The sequence below is a fragment of the Stenotrophomonas sp. GD04145 genome (genome assembly GCF_029835135.1).
GTDB classification, from domain to species: domain Bacteria; phylum Pseudomonadota; class Gammaproteobacteria; order Xanthomonadales; family Xanthomonadaceae; genus Stenotrophomonas; species Stenotrophomonas maltophilia_P.
On the sequence record NZ_JAODZG010000029.1, the window covers coordinates 14,550 to 36,744 of the forward strand.

18 protein-coding genes are annotated in these 22,195 nt (G+C 68.0%); 8 read left to right on the forward strand and 10 right to left on the reverse strand.

Annotation, left to right across the window (positions count from 1 at the left end):
• Positions 1–58: 58 nt before the first annotated feature.
• Both N7367_RS13790 and metK read right to left on the reverse strand, forming a co-directional pair.
• Positions 59–565 (reverse strand): acyl-CoA thioesterase, encoded by a 507-nt coding sequence (locus N7367_RS13790; RefSeq protein ID WP_279942595.1) that lies wholly within the window; start codon positions 563–565, stop codon positions 59–61.
• Positions 566–705: 140 nt separating this feature from the next.
• A complete protein-coding gene (gene metK / locus N7367_RS13795; protein WP_053516433.1) occupies positions 706–1,917 on the reverse strand; it encodes a methionine adenosyltransferase in 1,212 nt (403 codons plus the stop codon).
• A 336-nt stretch (positions 1,918–2,253) separates the two neighbouring features.
• On the opposite strand from metK, the gene N7367_RS13800 reads away from it, so the two are divergent.
• The 3 genes from N7367_RS13800 to N7367_RS13810 all read left to right on the forward strand — a co-directional run bounded on the left by N7367_RS13800 (position 2,254) and on the right by N7367_RS13810 (position 5,904).
• On the forward strand, positions 2,254–3,963 hold the full coding sequence (locus tag N7367_RS13800; RefSeq protein WP_279942597.1) for a lysophospholipid acyltransferase family protein: 1,710 nt from the start codon (positions 2,254–2,256) through the stop codon (positions 3,961–3,963).
• Entirely contained in the window at positions 3,960–4,763 is an 804-nt protein-coding gene (locus N7367_RS13805) for a UDP-2,3-diacylglucosamine diphosphatase (protein ID WP_279942598.1), read from the forward strand. Before N7367_RS13800 ends, N7367_RS13805 begins: the two co-directional genes overlap by 4 nt.
• A gap of 64 nt (positions 4,764–4,827) precedes the next feature.
• Positions 4,828–5,904, forward strand: coding sequence for a metal-dependent hydrolase (locus N7367_RS13810; RefSeq protein ID WP_279942599.1), 1,077 nt, complete (start codon positions 4,828–4,830; stop codon positions 5,902–5,904).
• 27 nt (positions 5,905–5,931) lie between these two features.
• Here the strand turns inward: N7367_RS13810 and N7367_RS13815 are convergent, their stop codons facing one another.
• From N7367_RS13815 to N7367_RS13840, 6 genes are all read right to left on the reverse strand, one after another.
• Entirely contained in the window at positions 5,932–6,936 is a 1,005-nt protein-coding gene (locus tag N7367_RS13815) for a glycosyltransferase (protein ID WP_279942600.1), read from the reverse strand.
• An 11-nt stretch (positions 6,937–6,947) separates the two neighbouring features.
• Positions 6,948–8,807, reverse strand: coding sequence for a hypothetical protein (locus N7367_RS13820; RefSeq protein ID WP_279942601.1), 1,860 nt, complete (start codon positions 8,805–8,807; stop codon positions 6,948–6,950).
• Positions 8,808–8,970: 163 nt separating this feature from the next.
• Positions 8,971–9,798 (reverse strand): methyltransferase domain-containing protein, encoded by an 828-nt coding sequence (locus N7367_RS13825; RefSeq protein ID WP_053516428.1) that lies wholly within the window; start codon positions 9,796–9,798, stop codon positions 8,971–8,973.
• Positions 9,799–9,849: 51 nt separating this feature from the next.
• The gene (gene dusB / locus N7367_RS13830) at positions 9,850–10,845 is read right to left on the reverse strand and encodes a tRNA dihydrouridine synthase DusB (RefSeq protein ID WP_053516426.1); all 996 of its coding nucleotides are present in this window, start codon (positions 10,843–10,845) and stop codon (positions 9,850–9,852) included.
• 240 nt (positions 10,846–11,085) lie between these two features.
• The gene (locus tag N7367_RS13835; RefSeq protein ID WP_053516425.1) at positions 11,086–12,051 is read right to left on the reverse strand and encodes a ribokinase; all 966 of its coding nucleotides are present in this window, start codon (positions 12,049–12,051) and stop codon (positions 11,086–11,088) included.
• A gap of 25 nt (positions 12,052–12,076) precedes the next feature.
• Positions 12,077–13,375 (reverse strand): nucleoside transporter C-terminal domain-containing protein, encoded by a 1,299-nt coding sequence (locus tag N7367_RS13840; RefSeq protein ID WP_053516424.1) that lies wholly within the window; start codon positions 13,373–13,375, stop codon positions 12,077–12,079.
• A gap of 192 nt (positions 13,376–13,567) precedes the next feature.
• Between N7367_RS13840 and N7367_RS13845 the strand changes: the two genes are divergently transcribed.
• The 5 genes from N7367_RS13845 (at position 13,568) to N7367_RS13865 (ending at position 18,875) form a co-directional block, all read left to right on the forward strand.
• A complete protein-coding gene (locus N7367_RS13845; RefSeq protein ID WP_053516475.1) occupies positions 13,568–14,539 on the forward strand; it encodes an aldo/keto reductase in 972 nt (323 codons plus the stop codon).
• Between the two features lie 194 nt (positions 14,540–14,733).
• A complete protein-coding gene (locus N7367_RS13850; RefSeq protein WP_005412278.1) occupies positions 14,734–14,928 on the forward strand; it encodes a hemin uptake protein HemP in 195 nt (64 codons plus the stop codon).
• 186 nt (positions 14,929–15,114) lie between these two features.
• On the forward strand, positions 15,115–17,271 hold the full coding sequence (locus tag N7367_RS13855) for a TonB-dependent hemoglobin/transferrin/lactoferrin family receptor (RefSeq protein WP_279942604.1): 2,157 nt from the start codon (positions 15,115–15,117) through the stop codon (positions 17,269–17,271).
• Between the two features lie 4 nt (positions 17,272–17,275).
• A complete protein-coding gene (locus N7367_RS13860; RefSeq protein WP_065175798.1) occupies positions 17,276–17,875 on the forward strand; it encodes a Hemin transport protein in 600 nt (199 codons plus the stop codon).
• Between the two features lie 73 nt (positions 17,876–17,948).
• Positions 17,949–18,875 carry a DUF6607 family protein gene (locus N7367_RS13865; protein WP_053516420.1) on the forward strand — a complete coding sequence of 309 codons (927 nt, stop codon included), beginning with the start codon at positions 17,949–17,951 and terminating at the stop codon, positions 18,873–18,875.
• Positions 18,876–18,978: 103 nt separating this feature from the next.
• On the opposite strand, the gene N7367_RS13870 is transcribed toward N7367_RS13865, so the two are convergent.
• Positions 18,979–21,486, reverse strand: coding sequence for an FtsX-like permease family protein (locus N7367_RS13870; RefSeq protein ID WP_279942602.1), 2,508 nt, complete (start codon positions 21,484–21,486; stop codon positions 18,979–18,981).
• The gene (locus tag N7367_RS13875) at positions 21,483–22,130 is read right to left on the reverse strand and encodes an ATP-binding cassette domain-containing protein (RefSeq protein WP_080375229.1); all 648 of its coding nucleotides are present in this window, start codon (positions 22,128–22,130) and stop codon (positions 21,483–21,485) included. The genes N7367_RS13870 and N7367_RS13875 overlap by 4 nt, the downstream gene beginning before the upstream one ends.
• Positions 22,131–22,195 lie beyond the last annotated feature (65 nt).

A 22,195-nucleotide genomic window follows, 5' to 3' on the forward strand; every position in this document is an offset into this window, starting at 1 on the left:
GCCGGGCATGGCCCGGCGCTACCCGCCTCGGTGGGTGCGGGGCTTGCCCCGCACGCTCTCACTCTTCAGGCGAAGGCGGATTGGACGCCAGCAGTTCCAGGTGCCGTTGCTCCATTTCCTGCCGCAGCTGGCGCCGGATCAGCGCGGCGGCCTGCCGGCGCTTCTCGTCCGAACTGGCGGTCTGCAGCGGGGGGACTGGCGTTGGCCGCCCCTCTTCGTCCACCGCCACCATGGTGAAGAAACAGCTGTTGGCGTGGCGCACGCTGCGCTTGAGAATGTCCTCGGCCACCACCTTGATGCCGATCTCCATCGACGAGGTGCCTGTGTAGTTCACCGAGGCCAGGAACGTCACCAGTTCGCCCACCGCGATCGGTTGGCGGAACATCACCTGGTCCACCGACAGGGTGACCACGTAGCTGCCGGCGTAGCGGCTGGCGCAGGCATAGGCGACCTGGTCGAGCAGGCGCAGGATGGCGCCGCCGTGGACCTTGCCGGAGAAGTTGGCCATCTCCGGCGACATCAGCACGGTCATGGACAGCTGGTGGGTTTTGAGTTCGGTCGACATGCACCGATTGTATCGGCGTGGCGCGGCTCGTGTAGAGCCGAGCCCGTGCTCGGCTGCTCTCGGCGCAGGCAAAAGAAAGCCGAGCATGGGCTCGGCTCTACAGAAAGCAGAAGGGCCGCTTGCGCGGCCCTTCGTCTGTCTTACTTCAGTTTCGCATCGGCGCGCAGGGCGGCGGCACGATCGGTCTTCTCCCAGGAGAAGGCCGTGGCGTTGACCGTCTCGCCGGCACCGTTGAGGTAGCTGAACTCCTTCGGCTTGCGGCCGAAGTGGCCGTAGGCCGCAGTCTGCTGGTACATCGGGTGGATCAGGTCCAGCATCTTGATGATGCCGTACGGGCGCAGGTCGAAGTGCTTGCGGATCAGCTTCTCGATCTTGTCGTCGCTGATTTTGCCCGTGCCGAAGGTGGTGACCGAGATCGAGGTCGGCTCGGCCACGCCGATGGCGTAGGAGACCTGCACTTCGCAGCGGTCGGCCAGGCCGGCGGCGACCACGTTCTTGGCGACGTAGCGGGCAGCGTAGGCGGCCGAGCGGTCAACCTTGGACGGATCCTTGCCGGAGAACGCGCCGCCACCGTGACGGGCCCAGCCGCCGTAGGTGTCGACGATGATCTTGCGGCCGGTCAGGCCGCAGTCGCCCACCGGGCCGCCGATCTCGAACTTGCCGGTCGGGTTGATGTGGAACTTGGTGCCCTTGTGCAGCCACTTGGCCGGCAGCACCGGCTTGATGATCTCTTCGCGGACGGCCTCGATCAGGTCCTTCTGCTTGATGCCCGGGGCGTGCTGGGTGGACAGCACCACCGCGTCGATGGCGGCCACTTCGCCGTTCTCGTAGCGCAGGGTGACCTGGCTCTTGGCGTCCGGGCGCAGCCACGACAGCGGCGAGTTCTTCTTCTTGCGGATCTTGGCCTGCTGCTCGACCAGGCGGTGCGACAGGTGGATCGCGGCCGGCATGTAGCTGTCGGTCTCGTTGGTGGCGTAGCCGAACATCAGGCCCTGGTCGCCCGCGCCCATTTCTTCCGGCTTCTTGCGGTCCACGCCCTGGGCAATGTGCGGCGACTGCTTGCCGATCAGGTTCAGCACGCCGCAGGTGGCGCCGTCGAAGCCGACGTCGGAGCTGTCATAGCCGATGTCCAGGATGACCTTGCGGGTCAGCGCTTCGAGGTCGATCCAGGCGCTGGTGGTGATCTCACCGGCAACAATGGCCACACCGGTCTTGACCATGGTCTCGCAGGCCACGCGGGCGCGCTGGTCCTGGGTCAGGATCGCGTCCAGCACCGCGTCGGAGATCTGGTCGGCAATCTTGTCCGGATGGCCTTCGGAGACCGATTCGGAGGTGAACAGGTAGCTGGACATCAGGCTTAATATCCCTTGATTCGGATGGAAAGATGGGCGCGCATCATACACGGGGTGCGCCGCCTGTGCATTGTGAACCCGTACGGGTTGCCGGTGGTTAAGGTGACGTGCCCTCTGGCACAAGGCCTGGCGGGCGTCTGCAGGACACGGTGCGCAGGCAGTGTTCCACTGGCGTGACCATTGCCGCAAGGCCGTGTTGCGGGGGGGAAGGGGCGGTTCCGGCGTTGCCGGAGCGGGGCCGGCCGTCATCGTTCTGCCCCGAAACCGCCATTTGCTTGCCGCGTGCCAGGCGCAGGCTGTCGGCCAATCCGGCCGCCGGGTATCAGTGAGCACGCCATGCAGGAACTCGAACAGCGTCTGCAGCAACGCTTTCCGGAGTGGTTCCACGGCCGCCGCGGCCAGCTCGCGCGGCCACTGCTGCGCAGTGTCGGTCGCTGGTCGCGGCTGGACCGGGTGGAGGACTTCCTGCGGCGCAACGCTAACGTGCGCGGATTCGGCTTCGTGGCCGCCGGACTGGAGTTCCTGGACGGCCAGTACCAGGTGGATCCGGCCGCCCTGGCTCGCATTCCGGCCACGGGCCGTCTGCTGATCGTGGCCAATCATCCTTCCGGTGCACTCGACGCGCTGGCGCTGCTGGACGCGGTCGGCCGCATCCGCCGCGATGTGCGGATCGTGGCCAACGATCTGCTGGGCGCCATCGGCCCCCTGCAGGACCTGCTGCTGCCGGTCCGCATCCTCGGCGGCAAGGTCCAGCGCGGCAGCCTGCAGGCGGTGGAGCAGGCGCTGGCCGCCGAGCAGTGCGTGATCGTGTTTCCGGCCGGCGAGGTATCCCGGCTGTCGTTGCGCGGCATCCGTGATGGTCGCTGGCAGCGCGGGTTCGTCAGGTTCGCCCGGGCCGCCGGCGCCCCGGTGTTGCCGGTGCGGGTGGAGGCACGCAATTCGGCCCTGTTCTACGGCGCCTCGACCCTGTTCAAGCCAGCCGGCACCGCGCTGCTGGCGCGCGAGATGTTCGCGCGGCGTGGTCGGCCGCTGCGGTTGCGCGTCGGTGAACCGATGCAGCTGGGACAGGGCGACCCGGGCGAACAGCTGCTGGCGGTACGGCGCGCGGTGTATGCGCTGGGCCGCGACCTGCGCCCCGGCGAGACTGCCGGTGCCGGCCCCGAACCACTGGCCGCACCGGTGCCGCCGTCGCAGGTGGCGGCCGCCATCGCTGGCGCTGTCCGGCTCGGGCAGACCGCCGACGGCAAGCAGATCCTGCTGGCCAGCTGCAGCGCCGACTCGCCGCTGCTGCTGGAACTGGGACGCCTGCGCGAGCTGACGTTCCGCCAGGTGGGCGAGGGTACCGGCCACAGCCGCGACCTGGACGCCTTCGATCCGCAGTACGAGCACATCGTGATCTGGGACGCTGCCGCGCAGCGCATCGCGGGCGCGTACCGCATCATGCGGGGCGCGCACGCCCTGGCCCGGCGCGGACTGGCAGGGCTCTACAGCGCGTCGCTGTTCCGCTATTCCGACGATGCCATCACCCATATCGCCGAGGGGCTGGAGCTGGGCCGCAGCTTCGTAGTGCCCGATTACTGGGGCAGCCGCAGCCTGGACTACCTGTGGCAGGGAATCGGCGCCTACCTGCAGTGCCGGCCCGGCATCCGCTACCTGTTCGGTGCGGTATCGATCAGTGCGGCGCTGCCGCGCGATGCGCGCGAGCAACTGGTGGCCTACTACCAGCGCTACTACGGCGGCATCGCCGGCCTGGCCGAGTCGAACCGGCCCTTCCAGTACTTCGCGGCACCGCCCAGTTTCGGCGAACTGGATGCGGGCGCAGCCTTCGATGTCCTGAAGGCCAACCTGGCCGCACTCGGGACCGGCGTGCCGACCCTGTACCGCCAGTACACCGACCTGTGCGAGCCCGGTGGCGCGCGCTTCCTTGCGTTCGGCGTCGACCCGGCGTTCAGCGACTCGATCGACGGTCTGATCGAGGTGGACCTGTGCGCGATCCGACCGCACAAGCGCAAGCGCTACCTGCGCGATGCCGGAGCGCAGGCATGAGCGCGCTGGCGACGTTGTCGCCACACCGTCGCGCCGTGTTCGTCTCCGACGTGCATCTGGGGTCGCGCCATTGCCATGCGGCCGAACTGGCCGTGTTTCTCACCCAGCTGCGCTGTGAACGGTTGTACCTGGTCGGTGACATCATCGACCTATGGTGGATGGCGCATCATCGCGCCAACTGGCGGCAGTCGCACAGCGACGTCATCCAGGCGCTGCATGGACTGCGTCGCAACGGTACCGAGATCATCTACATCCCCGGCAATCACGATGCCTCGCTGCGCCATGTCTGCGGGTTGATGCTGCCGGCGATGCAGGTGCGTCGTCGTGCGATCCATGTGACCGCCGATGGGCGACGGTTGCTGGTCGCCCATGGCGACGACTACGACGGTGTCACCCATTTCGGCGGCCTGCAGGAAAAGTTCGGCGATTGGCTGTACTACCGCATCCTGACCGGCAACCAGGCGCTCAACGCCGTACGCCGCCGGCTGGGCATGCGCTACTGGTCGCTGTCGGAATTCCTCAAGAAGCGCAGTGGAGCGGCCGAGCGCTACATCGAGCGCTTCGTGCAGGCCGGGTTGGACGACGTGCGCCGGCGCGGCCTGGACGGCATCATCTGCGGGCACATCCACCGTGCGGCGCTGGTCGAGCGCGACGGCCTGGTCTATGCCAACGACGGCGACTGGGTGGAGAGCCTGACCGCGCTGGCCGAAGATCATGACGGCGCGCTGCGCCTGCTCGATCACCATGGGCGGACGCTGGTGGAGCTGCCCGGCGCAGCCCGGCGCGCGGCAGCTGCCTGAGCCCAGCGGCACCGGCCACCGTCCGGGCTCTGCTGTCGCCCGGCAAAGCCGTTAGCATCGGGCCATGGATTCCTTGACCCAGATCGTTCTCGGCGGCGCCGTAGCCGCTGCCATCGCTCCGCCCGGACATCGCCGCGCGGCCCTGCTGGCCGGTGCCGCACTGGGCACCTTGCCGGATCTGGATGCCTTGTGGCTGGGCTTCACTGCCGAGGATCCCGTAGCGGTGATGGTCGACCACCGCAGCTTCAGCCATTCGCTGCTGGTGTTGCCCTGGGTGGCGGCGTTGATCTGGTGGCTGTTCAAGCGCTACGGACGGGGGCGGGTGGCGCAGTCGCCGCTGCGCTGGTTCTGGGCCATCCAGCTGGCGCTGGTCACCCATCCGCTGCTGGATGCGCTCACCGTCTACGGCACCCAGCTGTGGTGGCCACTGCGGCCACACCCGACCATGGGCTCAAGTGTTTTCATCATCGACCCGGCGTACACGGTATGGCTGCTGCTGGGCTGCGTGGTGGCGTGGTTCGGGCGCGCGCGGCCGTGGGCCGGCAAGGTGCTCGGGCTCGCCCTGGTGCTCAGTACCGGCTACCTGGGATGGGGCCTGCTGGCCAAGGCTCAGGTCGACCGTGCCGCCCAGCAGAGCCTTGCGGCCATGGGGCTGGGCGATGCACCACGATTCTCGGTGCCGATGCCGTTCAACACCCTGCTGTGGCGGGTGGTGGCGATGACCCCGAACGGTTACGTGGTCGGCGATCGCTCGCTGGTGGCCGACCGCGGCCCGATGCAGTTCGAAGGCCACCCGTCCAACGTGCAGGCCCTGCGTGAAGCGCAGTCGATTCCGGCGGTTCAACGCCTGCAGTGGTTCAACCGTGGCTTCATGCGTGCGCAGATAGTGGACGGAATGCTGGTGCTGAGTGATCTGCGCATGGGCCTGGAGCCGGATTACACCTTCAACTTCGCGGTGGCACGGCAGGTCGATGGGCGCTGGCAGGCGATCGTGCCCGAGCAGCGGCGCACGGATTACAGCAGCCCAGCGGCGCGCGCCGATGTCGGCGTCAGGCTGGCCGCGATGTGGCAGCGGATCTGGCATGCGCCGGCAGCGACGGGCGCCACCGGCGGGAGTGCCCCGGTGCACGCGGGCGATTGATCGGCAGGCGGGGGTGCTGTGCCGGCGTCAGGCCGGCGGTGCTGTGCGGTTGAGCTGGATCGAGCGATGCAGGACCTGGCGCGGCGCATTGGCGATGTCGAAGCCGACGAATGCCAGCAGGAACTGCAGGCCCGAAATCAGCGAAACCATGACGATCATGAGCGTACCGACCGGCGTCGCAACCTCTGCCGATGCCGATGCGATCCAGTGGTACGCGCCGAACACGCCACCGAAGGCGAGCAGTCCCAGCCCGGCGATCAGCTCCAGCGAGGCGATGGTCAGGTCGCGCAGGAAATAGTTGTAACCCACGCGCTTGAGCGTGTTGCGCACGTGCTTGAAGGCGAACTCGCCCAGTACCCGGCTGATGCGCAGGTTGCTGGTCTCGTCGGCATAGCGCGCGTCCATCGCCACGTCCTGCACCACGGCACGCACCGTGTTGAGGCGGAACAGCATGTCGGTCTCGAAGAAGTAGCGGTCGCTGATCGCATCCAGGGGCAGGTGGCTGGCAACGCGGGCGTGGATGGCGGTGTAGCCGTTGGTCGGGTCGAACACCTGCCAGTAGCCGGACGACGCCTTGCTCATGAACGACAGCGCGAGGTTGCCGATCCGCCGCAACAGCGGCATGCAACGGATGTGGCTGAGGTTCCAGAAGCGGTTGCCCTTGGTGTAGTCGGCGTTGCCCTCGGCGATGGGAGCGACGAAGTCCATCAGCAGTGTGGGATCCATCTGGCCGTCGCCATCGACCTTCACCAGGATGTCCATGCCCTCGGCGATGGCCGCGCGGTAGCCGGTCTTGATCGCACCACCGACGCCGCGGTTCTGCGCATGGAACAGCACCCTGACCCGGGGATCGCGCGTGCTGTCCTGGACCATCCGGCCGCTGCCATCCGGGCAGGCATCATCAACGCAGTAGATCGCGGTGACCGCATCGTCGATCGCTGCGAGCACGCCGAGCACGTGGCGGGTCACCCGGTAGCAGGGAATGATGACGGCGATCTTCGGTGGCGTGGCCGGGCGCGCGTAGGCGTTCATCTGCATCGTCCTCAGGGCTGCGGCGTTGCCGGCGGCTGCGCGGGCGCGGCCAGCATCGCGGCTGCGGGCACTTCCACCAGGTCGGCGTACATCGAACGGGGTTCGGCGACGTCGCTGACCATCACATGGTGATAGCGGTTGAACGTGGTGTTGAAGCGGTCTTCGGGCATGTCCGGGAAGCGCGCGCGGAAGTACGCCAGCTGCGGGAAATACAGCGTGTGGTTGACTGCCGGGATACCGACGCCGGACAGCAGCGCACCGTAGCGCCCTTCCACCACCAGCGCTCCGTCCGCAGCCTGCCGTGCACCGCGCGCCTGCATCGACGCCAGCACGGCGCTGCGGTCCATGTCGAAGATCGGCCGGGCCGACTGCACCGGATTGAACAGCCCGTTGGTCAGCACGTTGCCGAGCGCGGCCACCGCCAGCACCAGCGCCACCGGATGCGCGGCGAACCGCGGGCGGCGCGCGGCGAAGGCCAGCACGCCCACGCACAGCAGTGGCCATGCATCGGCCGTGGCATGCAGCCGGCTGAAACTGCCCTGGCCGAAGGCGAACTTGAGCAGGCATCCCGCCAGCAGCAGAGCCGCGAGCAGCAGCAGGCGGCCGCGGCCCAGGCGCGCCCCGCCGCGCACCAGCACGATCGCGCAGCCGATGTTCAGCAGCAGGCCCAATGCCAGCAACGCACGGGTGGGCGGCACCATCGACAGTCCGGTCAGCTGGCCGATCCGCATCGGCACCGGCAGGAAGATCCAGCAGGCGACCAGCGCGATGCCGGCGACCAGCACCCCCAGCGACAGCCGGTGGCCACGCGCCCAGCGCAGCACCTGCGTCCAGTCGGCGAGGACGGCGGTGAACAGCGGCAGCAGGCTGCTGAACACTGCGATCTCGCAGGCGTTGGACGGCTCGAACGCAGGCAGCGGATAGAACCCGCGCGTCATCAGGTTGGGGAACCCGTGGGTGAGCAGCGCGACCGGGTTGACCCCGCCGCCGGCGCTCTCGCGCTGGCCGGGATAGACGGTGTTGCGGACGATCTCGATCGCTTCGTGGAAATAGCCCAGGAACGCCAGCAACGCCAGGCTGCCGGCGACCGCCGCATCGAGCAGGCGTGCCACTGTCAACGCATCGCGGCGGAAGGCCAGCACCAGCACGCCCATGGCCAGCAGCGCTGAAATGATGAAGGGCGGGTAGGCCACGGCCAGCAGCCAGACCACCAGTGCGTAGGCGCTGGCGAGGATGCGCAGCCAGCGGTTGTCGATCCGCAGCCAGGCCACGGCTACCCACGGGGCCAGCGCGAACGCGCCCCAGTTGGTCGTCCACCACACCTGCACGTAGGGCGAGAAGTACAGGGTCAGCGCGACCAGCACGGCCGCCAGTGGTGGAACCCGCAGCTGGCGCAGGAACAGTGCCCAGCCGCACAGGAACGCCATCGCCATGAACATGAAGAAGAACGAGTAGGCGTTGGCCGGTGGCAGGATGAAGAAGGCCCAGTGGTACGGCTTGAACAGCAGGCCCCAGTCCAGCAGCGGAAGCGCCTGGAACGAGCGCAGCGTCTCGTGGTATGGCGAAAACGCGTTGGTCGCGCCGAAGTCGTTGGCCACCGCGATCTGCACGTACGGGGTGTAGACCATCCACTCGTCCATGCGGATGCCCCGCGCCTTGCCGAGCAGGGGCTCGATCGGCGCCAGCCCCAGGTACTGGCTGGCCATCGCATACGACGAGGGCGTCAGTGCAAATGCGACATACAGCAGGCACAGCACCGCCACGATGCCCAGGCACAGACGGGCCTGGCGGGAGTCGAGGCCATCCAGCAGGCCGCCTTCCCGGGCGGCGAGGGGCAGCGTGCTACCCGGAGTCGTTGCGCGTGCTGTCATCAGGAATCCCTTCAGGCGCGGAGCTCGGTGGTCCCGTTGCCGCGCACGCGGAAGGGGCCGGGTCCAGCGCGCGCCCGTCCTCGACGCCAGCCCGCGACGATTCTAGCGGGTTGCCAGCCATGCGGCGCGTGGCACTGCCGCAGCGCAGCGGTGCAGGCGCCGGTCAATACACCGTCGCGCGGCCCTGCACGAACGAGAAGAAGAACACGGCATTGGGATCGTTCTGCACCAACCGGAACTCGCGACGCATGCCCTCCACCGTATCCTCGTCCACGGTGCCGGCCTGCAGCAGCTGCTCGGCGGCCGACAGCAGCAGCTGCTCCCAGAACGCGATCATCGTCTTGCGCCGCGCCGGCTCGCGGTTGTCCAGGTGGATCGTCTTGATCTCGGTATGCACATCGCGGAAACCACCGGCCAGCAGCAGGTTGCCGAGCTTGGCGCCGACGAAGGGATCGCCGCCGTGGTCGTACTGGAAATCATTGAATGCCATCCAGTAACGCCAGATGTGCGGCGAATACGGATCGAGCAGGAACGATGCGTTCATCACTTCGGTGATGTAGACCGGCGATCCCGGTGCGAGTACGCGGCGCACTTCGCTGAGCACGCGGGCCGGCGAAGGTACATGCTCCAGCACCCAGCACAGGAATGCCGAATCGAAGCTGCGTGCCTCGAACGGCAGCTCGCCTGCATCGGCCTGCTGCAGGGTGTAGCGATCGCTGCACCACGGCGTGCGCGCGAGGTTCTCGCGGGCGGTCGCCAGTTGCGTTTCGCTCAGGTCCACGCCGGTCACGTGCAGGTCCGGGAAGCGGCGCAGCAGGATCTCGGTCTGCGCGCCGACGCCGCTGCCGACTTCCAGCAGGCGTCGTGCGCTGCCGTAGTCGATCTGGCCGAAGATGCTCGATTCCAGCAGGCGGGCCTGGGTCATCAGGCGCTGCTGTTCGGTGCCGGAGAACCCGTGCAGGTAGGTGGGGGAGGAAATCGGCGGTGTCATGGTCGCGGGCTCGTGGTGCGTCGTGCAGGGTCGACTGCAGGGCGTGCGGGGTCAGGCAGCCGACGGCAGCGCCGGTTGCCCGGCGATCAGTCGGTCGAAGTACTCGGTGGTCAGCGTGATCTGGCTCTGCGGATCTTCGGCGCGGTTGACCACGGCGCGGAACGCCGCATTCTCGGGCCGGTCCTTGGCGTACCAGCCCAGGTGCTTGCGCGCGATGCGCACGCCCTGCGGCTCGCCATAGAAGGCATGCAGGGCGTGCAGGTGGCCAAGCAGGATATCGCGCACTTCGGCCAGTGACGGCGGGGCCAGTTCCTCGCCGGTGGCCAGGTAGTGCGCCACCTCGCGGAAGATCCACGGCCGGCCCTGCGCCGCGCGACCGATCATCACTGCGTCCACGCCGGTCTGCTGCAGGACGAAGGCGGCCTTGCGCGGCGAATCGATGTCTCCATTGGCGATCACCGGAATGCGCAGCGCGGCCTTGATCTCGCCGATCGTGGCGTACTCGGCCTGGCCGGTATAGTGCTGATCGCGGGTGCGGCCGTGCACGGCCAGGGCGGCGATGCCGCTGTCCTCGGCGATACGCGCGATCAGCGGCCCATTGCGGTGGTCGCAGTCCCAGCCGGTGCGGATCTTCAGCGTGACCGGCACATCGACCGCGTTGACCACGGCAGCAAGAATGCGCGCCACCAGCGATTCATCACGCATCAGCGCCGAACCGGCCCAGGCATTGCAGACCTTCTTGGCCGGGCAGCCCATGTTGATGTCGATGATCTGCGCACCATGGTCGACGTTGTAACGCGCCGCCTCGGCCAGCTGCTGCGGCTCGGTGCCGGCGATCTGCACGCTGATCGGTGCCGGTTCACCCTCATGGTCCATGCGGTGGATCGACTTGCGCGTGTTCCAGAAGCGCGGGTCGCTGATGGTCATCTCGGAGGCGGCCAGGCCCGCGCCCAGCCGTTTGCACAGCAGGCGGAACGGCTTGTCGGTGACGCCGGCCATGGGCGCCAGCACGACGTTGGGAGCAATGGTGTAGGGGCCGATCTGCATACGCCCATTGTAGGCCGCAGGCGGTCACATGGCCGGGTCGGCGAGGCGCCGGTTCAGGCCGATCCGGACCGACCTCATGCCGTACGGGCATCAGCAGATGCTTGACGGTTGCTTCCGCCGCCCCCAGTGGCGGGTCATCCTGGGCGGCTGGGGCAGGGCTGCGTGCCCTGCATGGGCGCAGGCAGAAAAAGGCCCGGGCACCTGCGCGCCCGGGCCGGTTCATGCAGCTGCGGCGTGGACCTACCGGATTTCCACGTCGGCCGGGGTCAGCCGTGGCATCGCCGCTGCGGCGCCTTCCTTCTCGGTCGAGCGGCCCGCGAACTGGTTGGCGAAGCGCACATGGCGTGCGAACGGCGCCTCCGGCAGCTGGGCAAGGGAGGCGGCCAGCGCGCCGTTGAAGGCGTCGCCGGCACCGGTGGTATCGATCGCCTGCACCTGCTCGGCACCCACGCGGTAGTACGGCTGGGTGTCGCCGCGCAGGTTCTCATCGGCATGCGAAACGAACACGCCCACCGAGCCCAGGGTCACCACCACGGTACCGTTGCCGACCAGCTTGCGGCACAGCGCATGCAGGCTGGCACCATCCAGCGCGGCCACGTCGTTGGCATCCACGCGCTCGCCGACATGGCGGCCCAGCAGGGCAGCGAACTCGGTCTCGTTCGGGGTGATCACATCGGCCAGCTTGAGCAGGCCGATGGTCGAGGGGGCGTCGGCCGGTGCGGTGTTGAGCACGGTGGTGACACCGGCCTCGCGGGCGGCAGCCAGTGCCGCCTCGATGGTCTGCACCGGCGACTCCAGCTGCACCAGCACCACCCGGGCACCGGTCAGCAGCGCCTGTTGCTGCTGCAGGAAATCGGTGCTCAGGGCGGCATTGGCGCCCGGGCCGATCACGATGGTGTTGCGACCCCGTGCATCGACATAGATGCCGGCGGTGCCGGTCGGTTCGCTGCTGGCTTCGGCGATCAGCGCGAAACCGTCCTGGCCGGCGAGGTCGCGGGCGGTGGCACCGCCGGCGTCATCACCCAGGGCGCACACGAAGTGGGTATCGGCGCCCGCGCGGCATGCGGCCACGGCCTGGTTGAAGCCCTTGCCACCGGGGCCGGTGCTGTAGCGGCCGGCAATGGTCGCGCCCGGTGCCGGCAGCGACTCGCACCGCCACACGTGATCGACATTGAAGGAACCGACGACAACGACACTGCTGCTCATAGGGAATCTTTTCTCGAACTAGGGTTCAACTGAAATGCGTCAGCACGCCGGCGATGGTCGCCGTCATGAAGGTGGCGATGGTACCGCCCAGTACCGCGCGCAGGCCGAACTTGGCCAGGTCGTGGCGACGTTCCGGGGCCAGGCCACCGATGCCGCCGATCTGGATTGCGATCGAGCTGAAGTTGGCGAAGCCGCACAGCGCATAGGTGGCGATCAGGCGACCTTCATTGGACAGGGTCACGCCGGCGACCTGGCCGTTCACGATCTGCGACAGCTCGGTATAGGCGACGAATTCGTTGATCACGACCTTCTGTCCGATCAGCGACCCCACGGTGGTGGCGTCGGCCCACGGAGTGCCGATCACCCAGGCGATCGGTGCCAGCAGGTAGCCGAAGATGGTCGACAGGTTGGTCGGCTTGCCGATCTGTGCGGCCAGGCCGGTCACTTCGCCGAGCCAGGTCAGCGGGGCGTTCAGCAGGGCGATCAGGGCGATGAAGGCCAGCAGCATCGCGCCGATGTTCAGCGCCAGCTTCAGGCCGTCGCCGGCGCCGGCCGCCGCCGCGTCGATGATGTTGCTGGAGGTCTTCTCCACTTCCATCTTCACCGTGCCGCGGGTCAGCGGGGTGCCGGTTTCCGGGATCAGCAGCTTGGCCACCACCAGCGTGGCCGGTGCGGCCATGATGCTGGCCGCCAGCAGATGCTTGGCGTAGAACGCCTGCTGGGTCGGGTCGCCCCCGCCGAGCATGCCCACGTAGGCCGCCAGCACGCCGCCAGCGATGTGGGCCATGCCACCGATCATCATGGTCAGCAGCTCGGACTGGGTCATCTTGGCGATGTATGGGCGCACGGTCAGCGGCGCCTCGGTCTGGCCGATGAAGACGCTGGCGCAGACGCTGGTGGTTTCGGCACCGGACACGCGCATCACCTTGGTGATCGCCCACGCCATCACCCGGACGATCGCCTGCATGACGTTCAGGTGGTACATCACGCCCATCAGCGCGGAGAAGAAGATGATGGTCGGCAGCACCTGGAAGGCGAAGATGAAGCCGTAGTTCTGGACGTCCATCAGCGAGCCGAAGATGAACTTCGAGCCCTCGTTGACGAAGCTCAGGACCTTCACGAAGCCGTGGCCGAGCGCATCGAACACGTCGCGGCCGCCGGGGACGAGGATCACCAGCGCCGCAAAGGCGATCTGCAGGGTGATGCCGGTGGCGACGAGCTTCCAGTCCACCGCGCGCTTGTTGTTGGAAAACAACCAGGTGATGCCGATCAGCACCGCCAACCCGAACAGGCCGAAGCCGATCCTGCCCAAACCTTCGACCATGTGAGTGACTCCCCTGGGGCGTCGCGAAAAACGGGAAGCCTAGTGCAGGGCAGGGGCCGGGGCAAGGAAAAGCAGCGTGCGCGCGGCCATCGGCACCGATCGGGCCAGCAACGGCAAGGGGTTGCGGTCGGCACGACGGGTAGAATGGGGCTCGATTCCGGCCCGGATGCGGGCCCGCAGCAGGAGATTCGCATGCATTACCGCCGCCTGGGCTCCACCGGCCTGCCGATATCCGCCCTGTCCTTCGGCGCCTGGGTGACCTTCGGTGACCAGATTCCGCGCGACGAGGCCCGCAACCTGGTTGCCGCGGCCTGGGACCATGGCATCAACTTCTTCGACAATGCCGAGGGGTATGCCAATGGCCGCGCCGAGCAGGTGATGGGCGATGTGATCGCCGACCTGCGCCTGCCGCGCGATGGGTTCTGCGTGTCCAGCAAGGTGTTCTTCGGCAGTGCCAAGGATCCGCGACCGACCCAGCGTGGCCTGTCGCGCAAGCACGTCACCGATGCCTGCCATGCCGCGCTCAAGCGCCTGCGGGTGGACTATCTGGACCTTTATTACTGCCACCGCCCGGATCCCGACGCGCCGATCGCCGAGACCGTGCACGCGATGGATACCCTGATACGGCAGGGCAAGGTGCTCTACTGGGGCACGTCCGAGTGGTCGGCGGCACAGATCCAGCAGGCGCTGGACATTGCCGCGCGACACAACCTGCAGGGGCCATCGATGGAGCAGCCGCAGTACAACCTGCTGCACCGCGAGCGGGTGGAAACCGAGTACGCCCCGCTGTACGCGGGGGCCGGCCTGGGCACCACCATCTTCTCGCCGTTGGCGTCCGGCCTGCTCAGTGGCAAGTACGACCGTGGCATTCCGGCCGACGCCCGGCTGGGCCGCGAGGGCATGGAGTGGCTGCAGGATCTGGTTCTGGGCGCCGATGCACAGGCGCGCCTGGCCCAGGTCCGTCATTTCAGCGCGGTGGCACGCGAGCTTGGCCACGCCCCGGCCAGCGTGGCCATCGCCTGGTGCCTGCGCAATCCACAGGTGTCCAGCGTGATCCTGGGCGCCAGCCGGGTCGAGCAGCTGCTGCAGAACCTGCAGGCTCTGGAAGTGCTGGAGCAGATCGACGCCGCCGGCTGGGCCCGGATCGAAGCCGCCTTCGTCTGACCCGCAGCATTTTCCCGCCGGGGAGTCGAACTGTGCTCGACCCCAGGGTCGCCGCCACCCACCATTCGATTCACAAAATCTATCGAATTTTGGATTTCGATCATTAATCTCATCAATCAAATTGAGAATGGTTGTTGATTGTCAACTGAGAATCATTATCATTTAACTCGTCCCTCGCACGAGTCCAGATGCTCATGAACGCTCAACCTGTACTGCTGCGCCCCGAAACACTGACCCTCCGCGATCGTCCGGTCCGCGTCGTTCCGCCGGAAGAGGTCATCGACAGCGAAGCCCTGCTCAAGGGCCGTCGTGAAATCCTGATCCAGCACGGCGATCGCTTCTATCGCCTGCGGCACACCAGCAACGACAAGCTGATCCTGACCAAGTAACGCGGCCTGGTCGCCCGCCTCCCTCCCTCCTGCCGGGCGCCGCCCGCAGGGTGGGCGACCCGTCCGCTCCTGCTCTCTCCCCCTCGGTCTACCGCGTACGCTCCGGCGTGCCGGTGGCCGGGGGTTCCCCTGCCTGACCGAACGAACCCGATGACCCGCCATACCGCCCTTTGCCTTGCTGTCTGGATGGCGCTGCCGCTGTCCGCCCACGCTGCCACCGCCGCCAGCGCCGCGCCCGATGCGCGCGAATTCGATCGCGTGCAGGTCACCGCCACGCGCACCGAGCGCGCAGTGAGTGACGTCGCCGCGACGGTGGACGTGATCGACCGTGAGCAGATGGACCGGCACCTGGTCCAGGACATCAAGGATCTGCTGCGCTACGAGCCGGGCCTGTCGGTCAGCCGCAGCGCCGCGCGCTTCGGCCTGGGCAGCATCCGTATCCGTGGCCTGGACGGCAACCGTGTGCGGGTGCAGACCGATGGCATCGCGATGCCGACCAGCTTCAACATTGGTTCGTTCTCCAACGCCAACCGCAACTTCACCGATCTGGACACGCTCAAGCGCGTGGAGATCGTGCGCGGCCCGGCCAGCTCGCTGTACGGTTCCGATGCGCTGGGCGGCGTGGTCGCCTTCGTCACCAAGGATCCGGCCGATTACCTGAAGGATGGCAAGGACAGCTACGTCGGCCTGAAGTTCGGCTACGACGGTGAATGGAAGGGCCTGCTCGGCGGTGTCACCACGGCGTTCGGCGGCGAACACTGGAGCGGCATGGTCAACATCAACCATCGCCAGGGCCAGGAAACCGACAACAAGGGTGACGTGCGCAGCAACGACAACACCCGCACCGCCCCCAACCCGCAGGACCGCGACGGTCGCAGCGGCCTGGCCAAGCTGGTCTATGCACCGAGCGAGGACCAGCGCTTCCGCCTGACCGTGGAAGGCAACGAAGACAAGACCGAGACCAACGTGCTGTCTTCGATCGACCGTACCACCACCACCGGCATGAAGGCGCGCGACAAGCAGAACCGCACCCGCGTGTCGTTCGCGCATGAAATGGATGCGCTGGACAAAGGCTTCGCCGACAGCCTGCACTGGCAGCTGTATACCCAGCACAGCGAAACCACCCAGATCACCGATGAGGACCGTGCCAACCGCAGCCGTCGCCACCGCGAGTTCAACTTCGACCAGCGTGTGTACGGCCTGCAGGCGCAGTTCAACAAGGCCTTCAGCACCGGCAGCGTCGAGCACGCGCTGACCTATGGCTTCGAGGGTGCACGCACCGAGATCCGCCAGAAGCGCGATGGTTTCCAGGTACTGGCCAACGGCCAGACCAGCACCACCATCCTGCCCGATGCGTTCCCGGTACGCGATTTCCCGATCAGCAAGACCACCGAGCTGGGCCTGTATGCGCAGGATGAAATGCGCATGGCTGGCGGCAAGCTGTCGCTGGTGCCGGGCGTGCGCGTGGACCGCTACGAGCTGAAGCCGGAAGTGGACAACATCTTCGCCGAGGACAATCCCGGCGTGGCGGTGGCGAAGCTGACCAAGACCAGCGTCTCGCCCAAGCTTGGCATGGTCTATCGCTTCACCGACGAATGGTCGCTGTTTGCCGGTTACTCGCACGGCTTCCGCTCGCCGCCGTACAACGACGTCAATCTCGGCTTCACCAACTTCGCTTTCGGCTACACGGCCATTCCCAATCCGGACCTGAAGCCGGAAACCAGTGATGGCATGGAACTGGGCCTGCGCTTCCTGTCGCCGGCTGCCTACGTCAGCGTCAGCGGCTACTACAACGAGTACAAGGACTTCATCGAGTCGCAGTCGCTGGTCGGCACCAATGCGCAGGGCCTGATGGTGTTCCAGTCGCGCAACATCGCCGACGCCCGCATCTACGGCGCTGAACTGAAGGCCGGCGTCGACTTCGGCCAGATCAGCCCGACCCTGCAGGGCTGGGCACTGCGCAGTTCCGTGGCCTGGTCGCGCGGCGACAACAAGACCGAGGACACCCCGCTGGATTCGGTCGACCCGCTGCGCGGCACCGTCGGCCTGACGTACGACACCGATGCCTGGGGTGTCGAACTGGCCGGCACGTTCGTCAAGCGCAAGGACCGCGTCGCCTCGGCCACGGTGTACCGCCCGGCCGGCTATGGCGTGGCCGACCTGATGGCACATTGGAACTTCGCCCCGGGTGCGACCTTCAACGTAGGCGTGTTCAACCTGGGCGACAAACGCTACATCGATTGGTCCAACGTGGGTACGACGCTGTCGTCGACCAGCCGCGTGCTGGATCGCTACACCAGCCCGGGTCGTACCTTCTCCGCCAGCCTTGCCGTGTCCTGGTGACCTCATGAGCCGAGCCTTGTCCGCACGCAGGAATGACTCCATCGCCGCGCCACACCGCGCGGCATGGCCGACCCCGGCACAGCTGGCCACGCTTGGCACCGTGTTGTGTCTCTACCACGCCGACGGCAACGAGCTTGGCGGCTGGCGCCAGGCGGTGCGCGTGCATGCCTGCCAGGGCGTGGACAGCGAGGGCCTGCGCGAAAGCCTGTGCTTCCTTGACGGCCGTGGCCGCTGCGTGTGGCGCCTGTACCTGCTGCCGGACAGCGATTTCCTGGCCTGGGACCGGTTGGTGGCCGCGCTGCCGCCGGGCCCACAGCACGACAGCGACGGCAGTGTCGGTGAACGCCTGTGGCGGCGCCTGGCCGGTCATCTCGGCGGCCAGCGTTGGCGCCTGTGTGCGCTGCGCCTGCATGCCGCCGATGACGGCCGCACCCTGGCGGCCAGCCTGTCGACGCTGTCGTCGCTGGGCGCGGCCACCGCACGCCGCATCGCGCGCCTGGAAGGCGCAGAGGGCGAGCTGGCCATCGACGACTGCTGCTGTGCCGACGCCGCGCGCCGGCCGCCACCACGGATTCCCGGCGACCAGCCGCTGATCCGCCTCTGATCTGTTCCTGATGGAACGCCCGACGGCCACGGATGGCCTCTCAACGAACCTGCAACCCCGAAGGAAGACCCCGATGAAATTCCAGACAGCCAGCGTCCTGCTGTTGCTCGCCGGCAGCGGCGTGGCCAGCGCGCAGCCCTCCGACATCGCCCGCGATCACGACAGCATTCTGGCCATGCAGGGCGAGTACACCGTGGATTTCGCCTTCGACGAAACCGTGCTGCTGAAGCCGGGCTACGAGCGCGCGCCGGCGATGCGCAGCGGCGGCAATGAAATGGTCATCGTGGTCGAGGACACCCCGAAGCGCATCGTGCTGCAACACCTGCTGCTGGACGAGAAGAGCGGCCACATCACCAAGCACTGGCGCCAGGACTGGGTCTACGAGGCCCCGAACCGCTTCGAGTTCAGTGCCGATCAGACCTGGCGGGTACGCAGCATCCCGGCGGCGGTGAACCAGGGCGCCTGGACCCAGTGCGTGTATGAAGTAAGCGATGCACCGCGCTACTGCGGCACCGGCAAATGGACCTACACCAACAACGTGCCGAGCTGGACCAGCGACCTGAGCTGGCGCCCGCTGCCGCGCCGTGAGTACACCAAGCGCAGCGACTACAACGCGCTGGCGGTGGTCAACCGCCACACGCTCACCCCGAACGGCTGGACCCACGAGCAGTTCAACACCAAGGTGCAGCGCAACGCCGACGGCAGCCAGGTGGAGATCGCGCGCGAGTTCGGCTTCAACGACTACGTGAAGACCACCGAGATCGACTTCACCCCGGCGCGCGACTACTGGAAGGCCACCGCCGGCTACTGGGCCAAGGTGCGCCAGCGCTGGGACGGTTTCCTGACCCAGGCTCCGGGCGTGCACCTGAAGACCAAGCTGGATGGGATGGCGATGATCATTCCGCTGTTCACCCAGGCGCAGGACCTGCAGGATGGCAAGCAGGTGAAGGACGCGCAGATCGACGAAGTGTTCGCCAGGTACGTGGAAAAGGCCCAGTAGGGTCGAGCCATGCTCGAGGCCACAGCCGGATCCACGCATGGCGTGGCCTACCGCAAGGAAGGGTGCCGGGCTTGCCCGGCACGCCTTCCGGGGCGCGCCTTCGTCAGGCCTCGCGCAGGGCCAGGGCGGGCGGGGTATGCAGGATGCGCCGGGTGCCCCACCAGCCCGCCAGCAGGCTCAGCCCGATGCCGACCACGCCGCCCAGCAGCAGGCCCGGCCACGGCGGCAGCAGCGGCAGCTCGAACACCTTCTGCGACACCACCAGCCCGATCACGGCCGTGGCGCCCACCGCCAGCAGCGCGGCGAGCGTGCCCAGTGCCCCGAACTCGACCAGTACCGCACCGCGCAGCTGGCGCCGGGTCGCGCCCAGCGTGCGCAGTACCGCGCTGTCGTAGCGGCGCTCGCCGGCCGTGGCCTGCAGGGCAGCCAGCAGGACCAGCACGCCGGCCAGCAGGCTGAACACCATCACCAGCTGCACCGCCTGCGCCACCCGTTCCATCACGTCGCGCACCTGCGAGATCACCGCATCCACGTCCAGCAGCGACAGGTTCGGCTGTGCACGCACCAGTTCGCCCAGCCCGGCTGCCTGGCCGGCCGGCAGGTGGAATGCCGAGAGCAGGTTGTGCGGGGTGTCGCCTACGGCGTTCGGATTCAACAGCACGAAGAAGTTCGGCCGGAACGTGTTCCAGTCCGCCTTGCGCACGCTGGTCACGGTGAACTCGCGCTGCTGCTCGCCCACGGAAATGCCGATACGGTCGCCGGTCGAGACGCCGTAGCGTTTGGCCCAGCCGGTTTCCACCGAGGCTTCGGGCGCAGTGCTGTCCGCCTTCCAGAAGTGGCCCTCAAGCAGCGTATTGGCCGGCGGGAAAGTGCTGCGCCAGCTGAAGTTCAGTGGCCGGTTCTCGTCGTCGTCCTCGCGCGGGCCGTTTTCCCGCCCCTGGCCGTCCTGCGCCTGGTCCACGCGCACCGGGGGCTTGCCGTTGATCGCGATCAGGCGGCCGGTGGCCATCGGTTCGATGCTGGCATCGGCAGCACCCAGCGCGCGCAATGCTGCCAGCACGCCGTCGCGTTGTTCGGGCTGGATGTTGATCAGGAAGTAGTTCGGCGTGTTCTCCGGCAGGCGCTCGCGCCACTGCTGCAGCAGCCCCGGCCCGGTCACGGCCAGCAGCAGCAGCGCGCACAGCGACAGCGACAGGCCCACCAGTTGCATCACCGCCAGCATCCGGCGGCGGGTCAGGGCGGCCAATCCCAGCCGCCAGTTGCCGTGCAGGCGGTGCTGCAGGCTGCGCAGCACCTGCAGCAGCACAAAGCCGCCCAGGCCCGCCGCTGCGGCGAGAGCGGCCAGGCCACCCAGCACCCACAGGGCCAGCTTCAGGTCGCCGGTCACCTGCACGGCCAGCACCAGGCTGGCCAGCAGGGCGGCGACGTAGGCCAGCAGCGAGGCGGGCGGCAGTGCAGCGAAGGAGCGGTTGAGTACGCGCATCGGCGGCACTCCGCGCAGGCGCAGCAGCGGCGGCAGGCCGAAGCCGAACAGCAGCAACAGACCGATGCCTGCACCGGTCAGCGCCGGTGTTGCCTGTGGCAGCGGCAGGCGCTGCGGTATCAGGCTGCCCAGCACCTGTACCAGGCTTTCCTGCGCGGCCATGCCCAAGCCGATGCCGAGCAGGCAGGCCGGAACGGCCAGCATCAGCAGCTGCAGTGCCAGGCCCAGCAGGATGTCGCGCTGGCGTGCTCCCAGGCAACGCAGGATCGCCACCTGGTCGATGCGGCGCAGGGCGAAGCGGTTGGCGGCCAGCGCGGTGGCGACGCCGGCCAGCAGCACCGCCAGCAGCGCGCTCAGGCCGAGGAAGCGCCCGGCCAGATCGAACGCCTGGCGCACGCCGCGCTGGGTGTCATCCACGCTGAGCAGGCGCATGCCCTTCACCTGTGGCTGCAGCCATTGCCGGAACGCCGCGATCCGGTCGGCCGGCCCGGCGAACATCAGCCGGTAGCTGATGCGGCTGCCGGGACCGAGCAGGCCGGTGCCGTCGACATCAGCGCGATTGACCAGCAACGTCGGCGACAGCGTGAGGAGGTCGCCGCCGGCATCCGGTTCGGCCTCGATGATGCCGGCGATGCGCAGCGTACCGGCGCCGAACTCGAGGTCATCGCCGGCCTTCAACCCCAGCGCCTGCAGCAGGCGGGGATCGGCATAGGCCTGGCCCTGCGGCGGCATGCCGGCATCGTCGATCAGCGCACCACCGGGCGTGCTGCGTACCCGCAGCGTCCCCCGCAGCGGATAGCCGGCCTGTACCGCCTTGATGCTGGCCATCTGGCTGGCATCGCCCTGGAACAGCACGGTGCCGAAACTGGCCATGCGGGTGGATGCCAGTCCCCGCTGCCTGGCCTCTTCGGCGAAGGCGGCCGGCGGGTCGTCACGACCGGCGACGCCGAGGTCGCCGCCGAGCATCTCCGCAGCGCTGCTGGTCAGTGCCAGGTTGACCCGGTTCACCAGCGTGCCGACCGCGGTCATCACCGCCACGCCCAGTACCAGCGCGGCGAACACGGTCAGCAGGTCGCCGGCCAGGGCTTCGCGGCGCAGCGCGCGCCACGCATGCCGCAGCAGGTTCATGCGCGGGCCTCGTGCGCGACCGCCTGCAGGCGGCCGTTGTCGATGCGGTGGATGTGCTGGCAGCGCTGGGCCAGGCGCAGATCGTGGGTGACCAGCACCAGCGTGGTGCCGCTGCCGGCGTTGAGCTCGAACAGCAGGTCGCTGATGTGCTGGCCGGTGCTCTGGTCCAGCGAGCCGGTCGGCTCGTCGGCGAACAGGATGCGCGGCCGGGTGACGAAGGCACGCGCCAATGCCACGCGCTGCTGTTCGCCGCCGGACAGCTGGCGCGGGTAATGGCGGGCGCGATGGGCCAGCCCGACCTGGTCCAGCACGGCGTCCACCCGCGCGCGATCCTCGCGCCCGCCCAGCTCCAGCGGCAGGGCGACGTTCTCGGCGGCGGTCAGCGCCGGCAGCAGGTGGAAGCTCTGGAAGACGAACCCGACCTCGCGAGCACGCAGCTGCGCGCGGGCTTCCTCATCCAGGCTGGACAGTTCGTGCCCGGCCAGAGCGATGCGACCGCGGCTGGGCAGGTCCAGCCCGGCGAGCAGGCCGAGCAGGGTGGTTTTGCCGGAGCCGGAGGCGCCGACGATGGCCACGCTGGTGCCTTCATGGACCGTCAAAGTGATGTTGTCCAGTATGTGGACTTCACCCTCCGGGCCATGCACGGATTTGCCGACCTGGTCGACGGCGATGGCGACGGGCGCGCTGCGGGGGGACAGGCTGTCGATGA

Bases quoted from the DNA above. Each gene is read 5' to 3' on its own strand.
- N7367_RS13790 (WP_279942595.1), bottom strand. From the start codon at position 565: ATGTCGACCGAACTCAAAACCCACCAGCTGTCCATGACCGTGCTGATG.
- metK (WP_053516433.1), bottom strand. From the start codon at position 1,917: ATGTCCAGCTACCTGTTCACCTCCGAATCGGTCTCCGAAGGCCATCCG.
- N7367_RS13800 (WP_279942597.1), top strand. From the start codon at position 2,254: ATGCAGGAACTCGAACAGCGTCTGCAGCAACGCTTTCCGGAGTGGTTC.
- N7367_RS13805 (WP_279942598.1), top strand. From the start codon at position 3,960: ATGAGCGCGCTGGCGACGTTGTCGCCACACCGTCGCGCCGTGTTCGTC.
- N7367_RS13810 (WP_279942599.1), top strand. From the start codon at position 4,828: ATGGATTCCTTGACCCAGATCGTTCTCGGCGGCGCCGTAGCCGCTGCC.
- N7367_RS13815 (WP_279942600.1), bottom strand. From the start codon at position 6,936: ATGAACGCCTACGCGCGCCCGGCCACGCCACCGAAGATCGCCGTCATC.
- N7367_RS13820 (WP_279942601.1), bottom strand. From the start codon at position 8,807: ATGACAGCACGCGCAACGACTCCGGGTAGCACGCTGCCCCTCGCCGCC.
- N7367_RS13825 (WP_053516428.1), bottom strand. From the start codon at position 9,798: ATGACACCGCCGATTTCCTCCCCCACCTACCTGCACGGGTTCTCCGGC.
- dusB (WP_053516426.1), bottom strand. From the start codon at position 10,845: ATGCAGATCGGCCCCTACACCATTGCTCCCAACGTCGTGCTGGCGCCC.
- N7367_RS13835 (WP_053516425.1), bottom strand. From the start codon at position 12,051: ATGAGCAGCAGTGTCGTTGTCGTCGGTTCCTTCAATGTCGATCACGTG.
- N7367_RS13840 (WP_053516424.1), bottom strand. From the start codon at position 13,375: ATGGTCGAAGGTTTGGGCAGGATCGGCTTCGGCCTGTTCGGGTTGGCG.
- N7367_RS13845 (WP_053516475.1), top strand. From the start codon at position 13,568: ATGCATTACCGCCGCCTGGGCTCCACCGGCCTGCCGATATCCGCCCTG.
- N7367_RS13850 (WP_005412278.1), top strand. From the start codon at position 14,734: ATGAACGCTCAACCTGTACTGCTGCGCCCCGAAACACTGACCCTCCGC.
- N7367_RS13855 (WP_279942604.1), top strand. From the start codon at position 15,115: ATGGCGCTGCCGCTGTCCGCCCACGCTGCCACCGCCGCCAGCGCCGCG.
- N7367_RS13860 (WP_065175798.1), top strand. From the start codon at position 17,276: ATGAGCCGAGCCTTGTCCGCACGCAGGAATGACTCCATCGCCGCGCCA.
- N7367_RS13865 (WP_053516420.1), top strand. From the start codon at position 17,949: ATGAAATTCCAGACAGCCAGCGTCCTGCTGTTGCTCGCCGGCAGCGGC.
- N7367_RS13870 (WP_279942602.1), bottom strand. From the start codon at position 21,486: ATGAACCTGCTGCGGCATGCGTGGCGCGCGCTGCGCCGCGAAGCCCTG.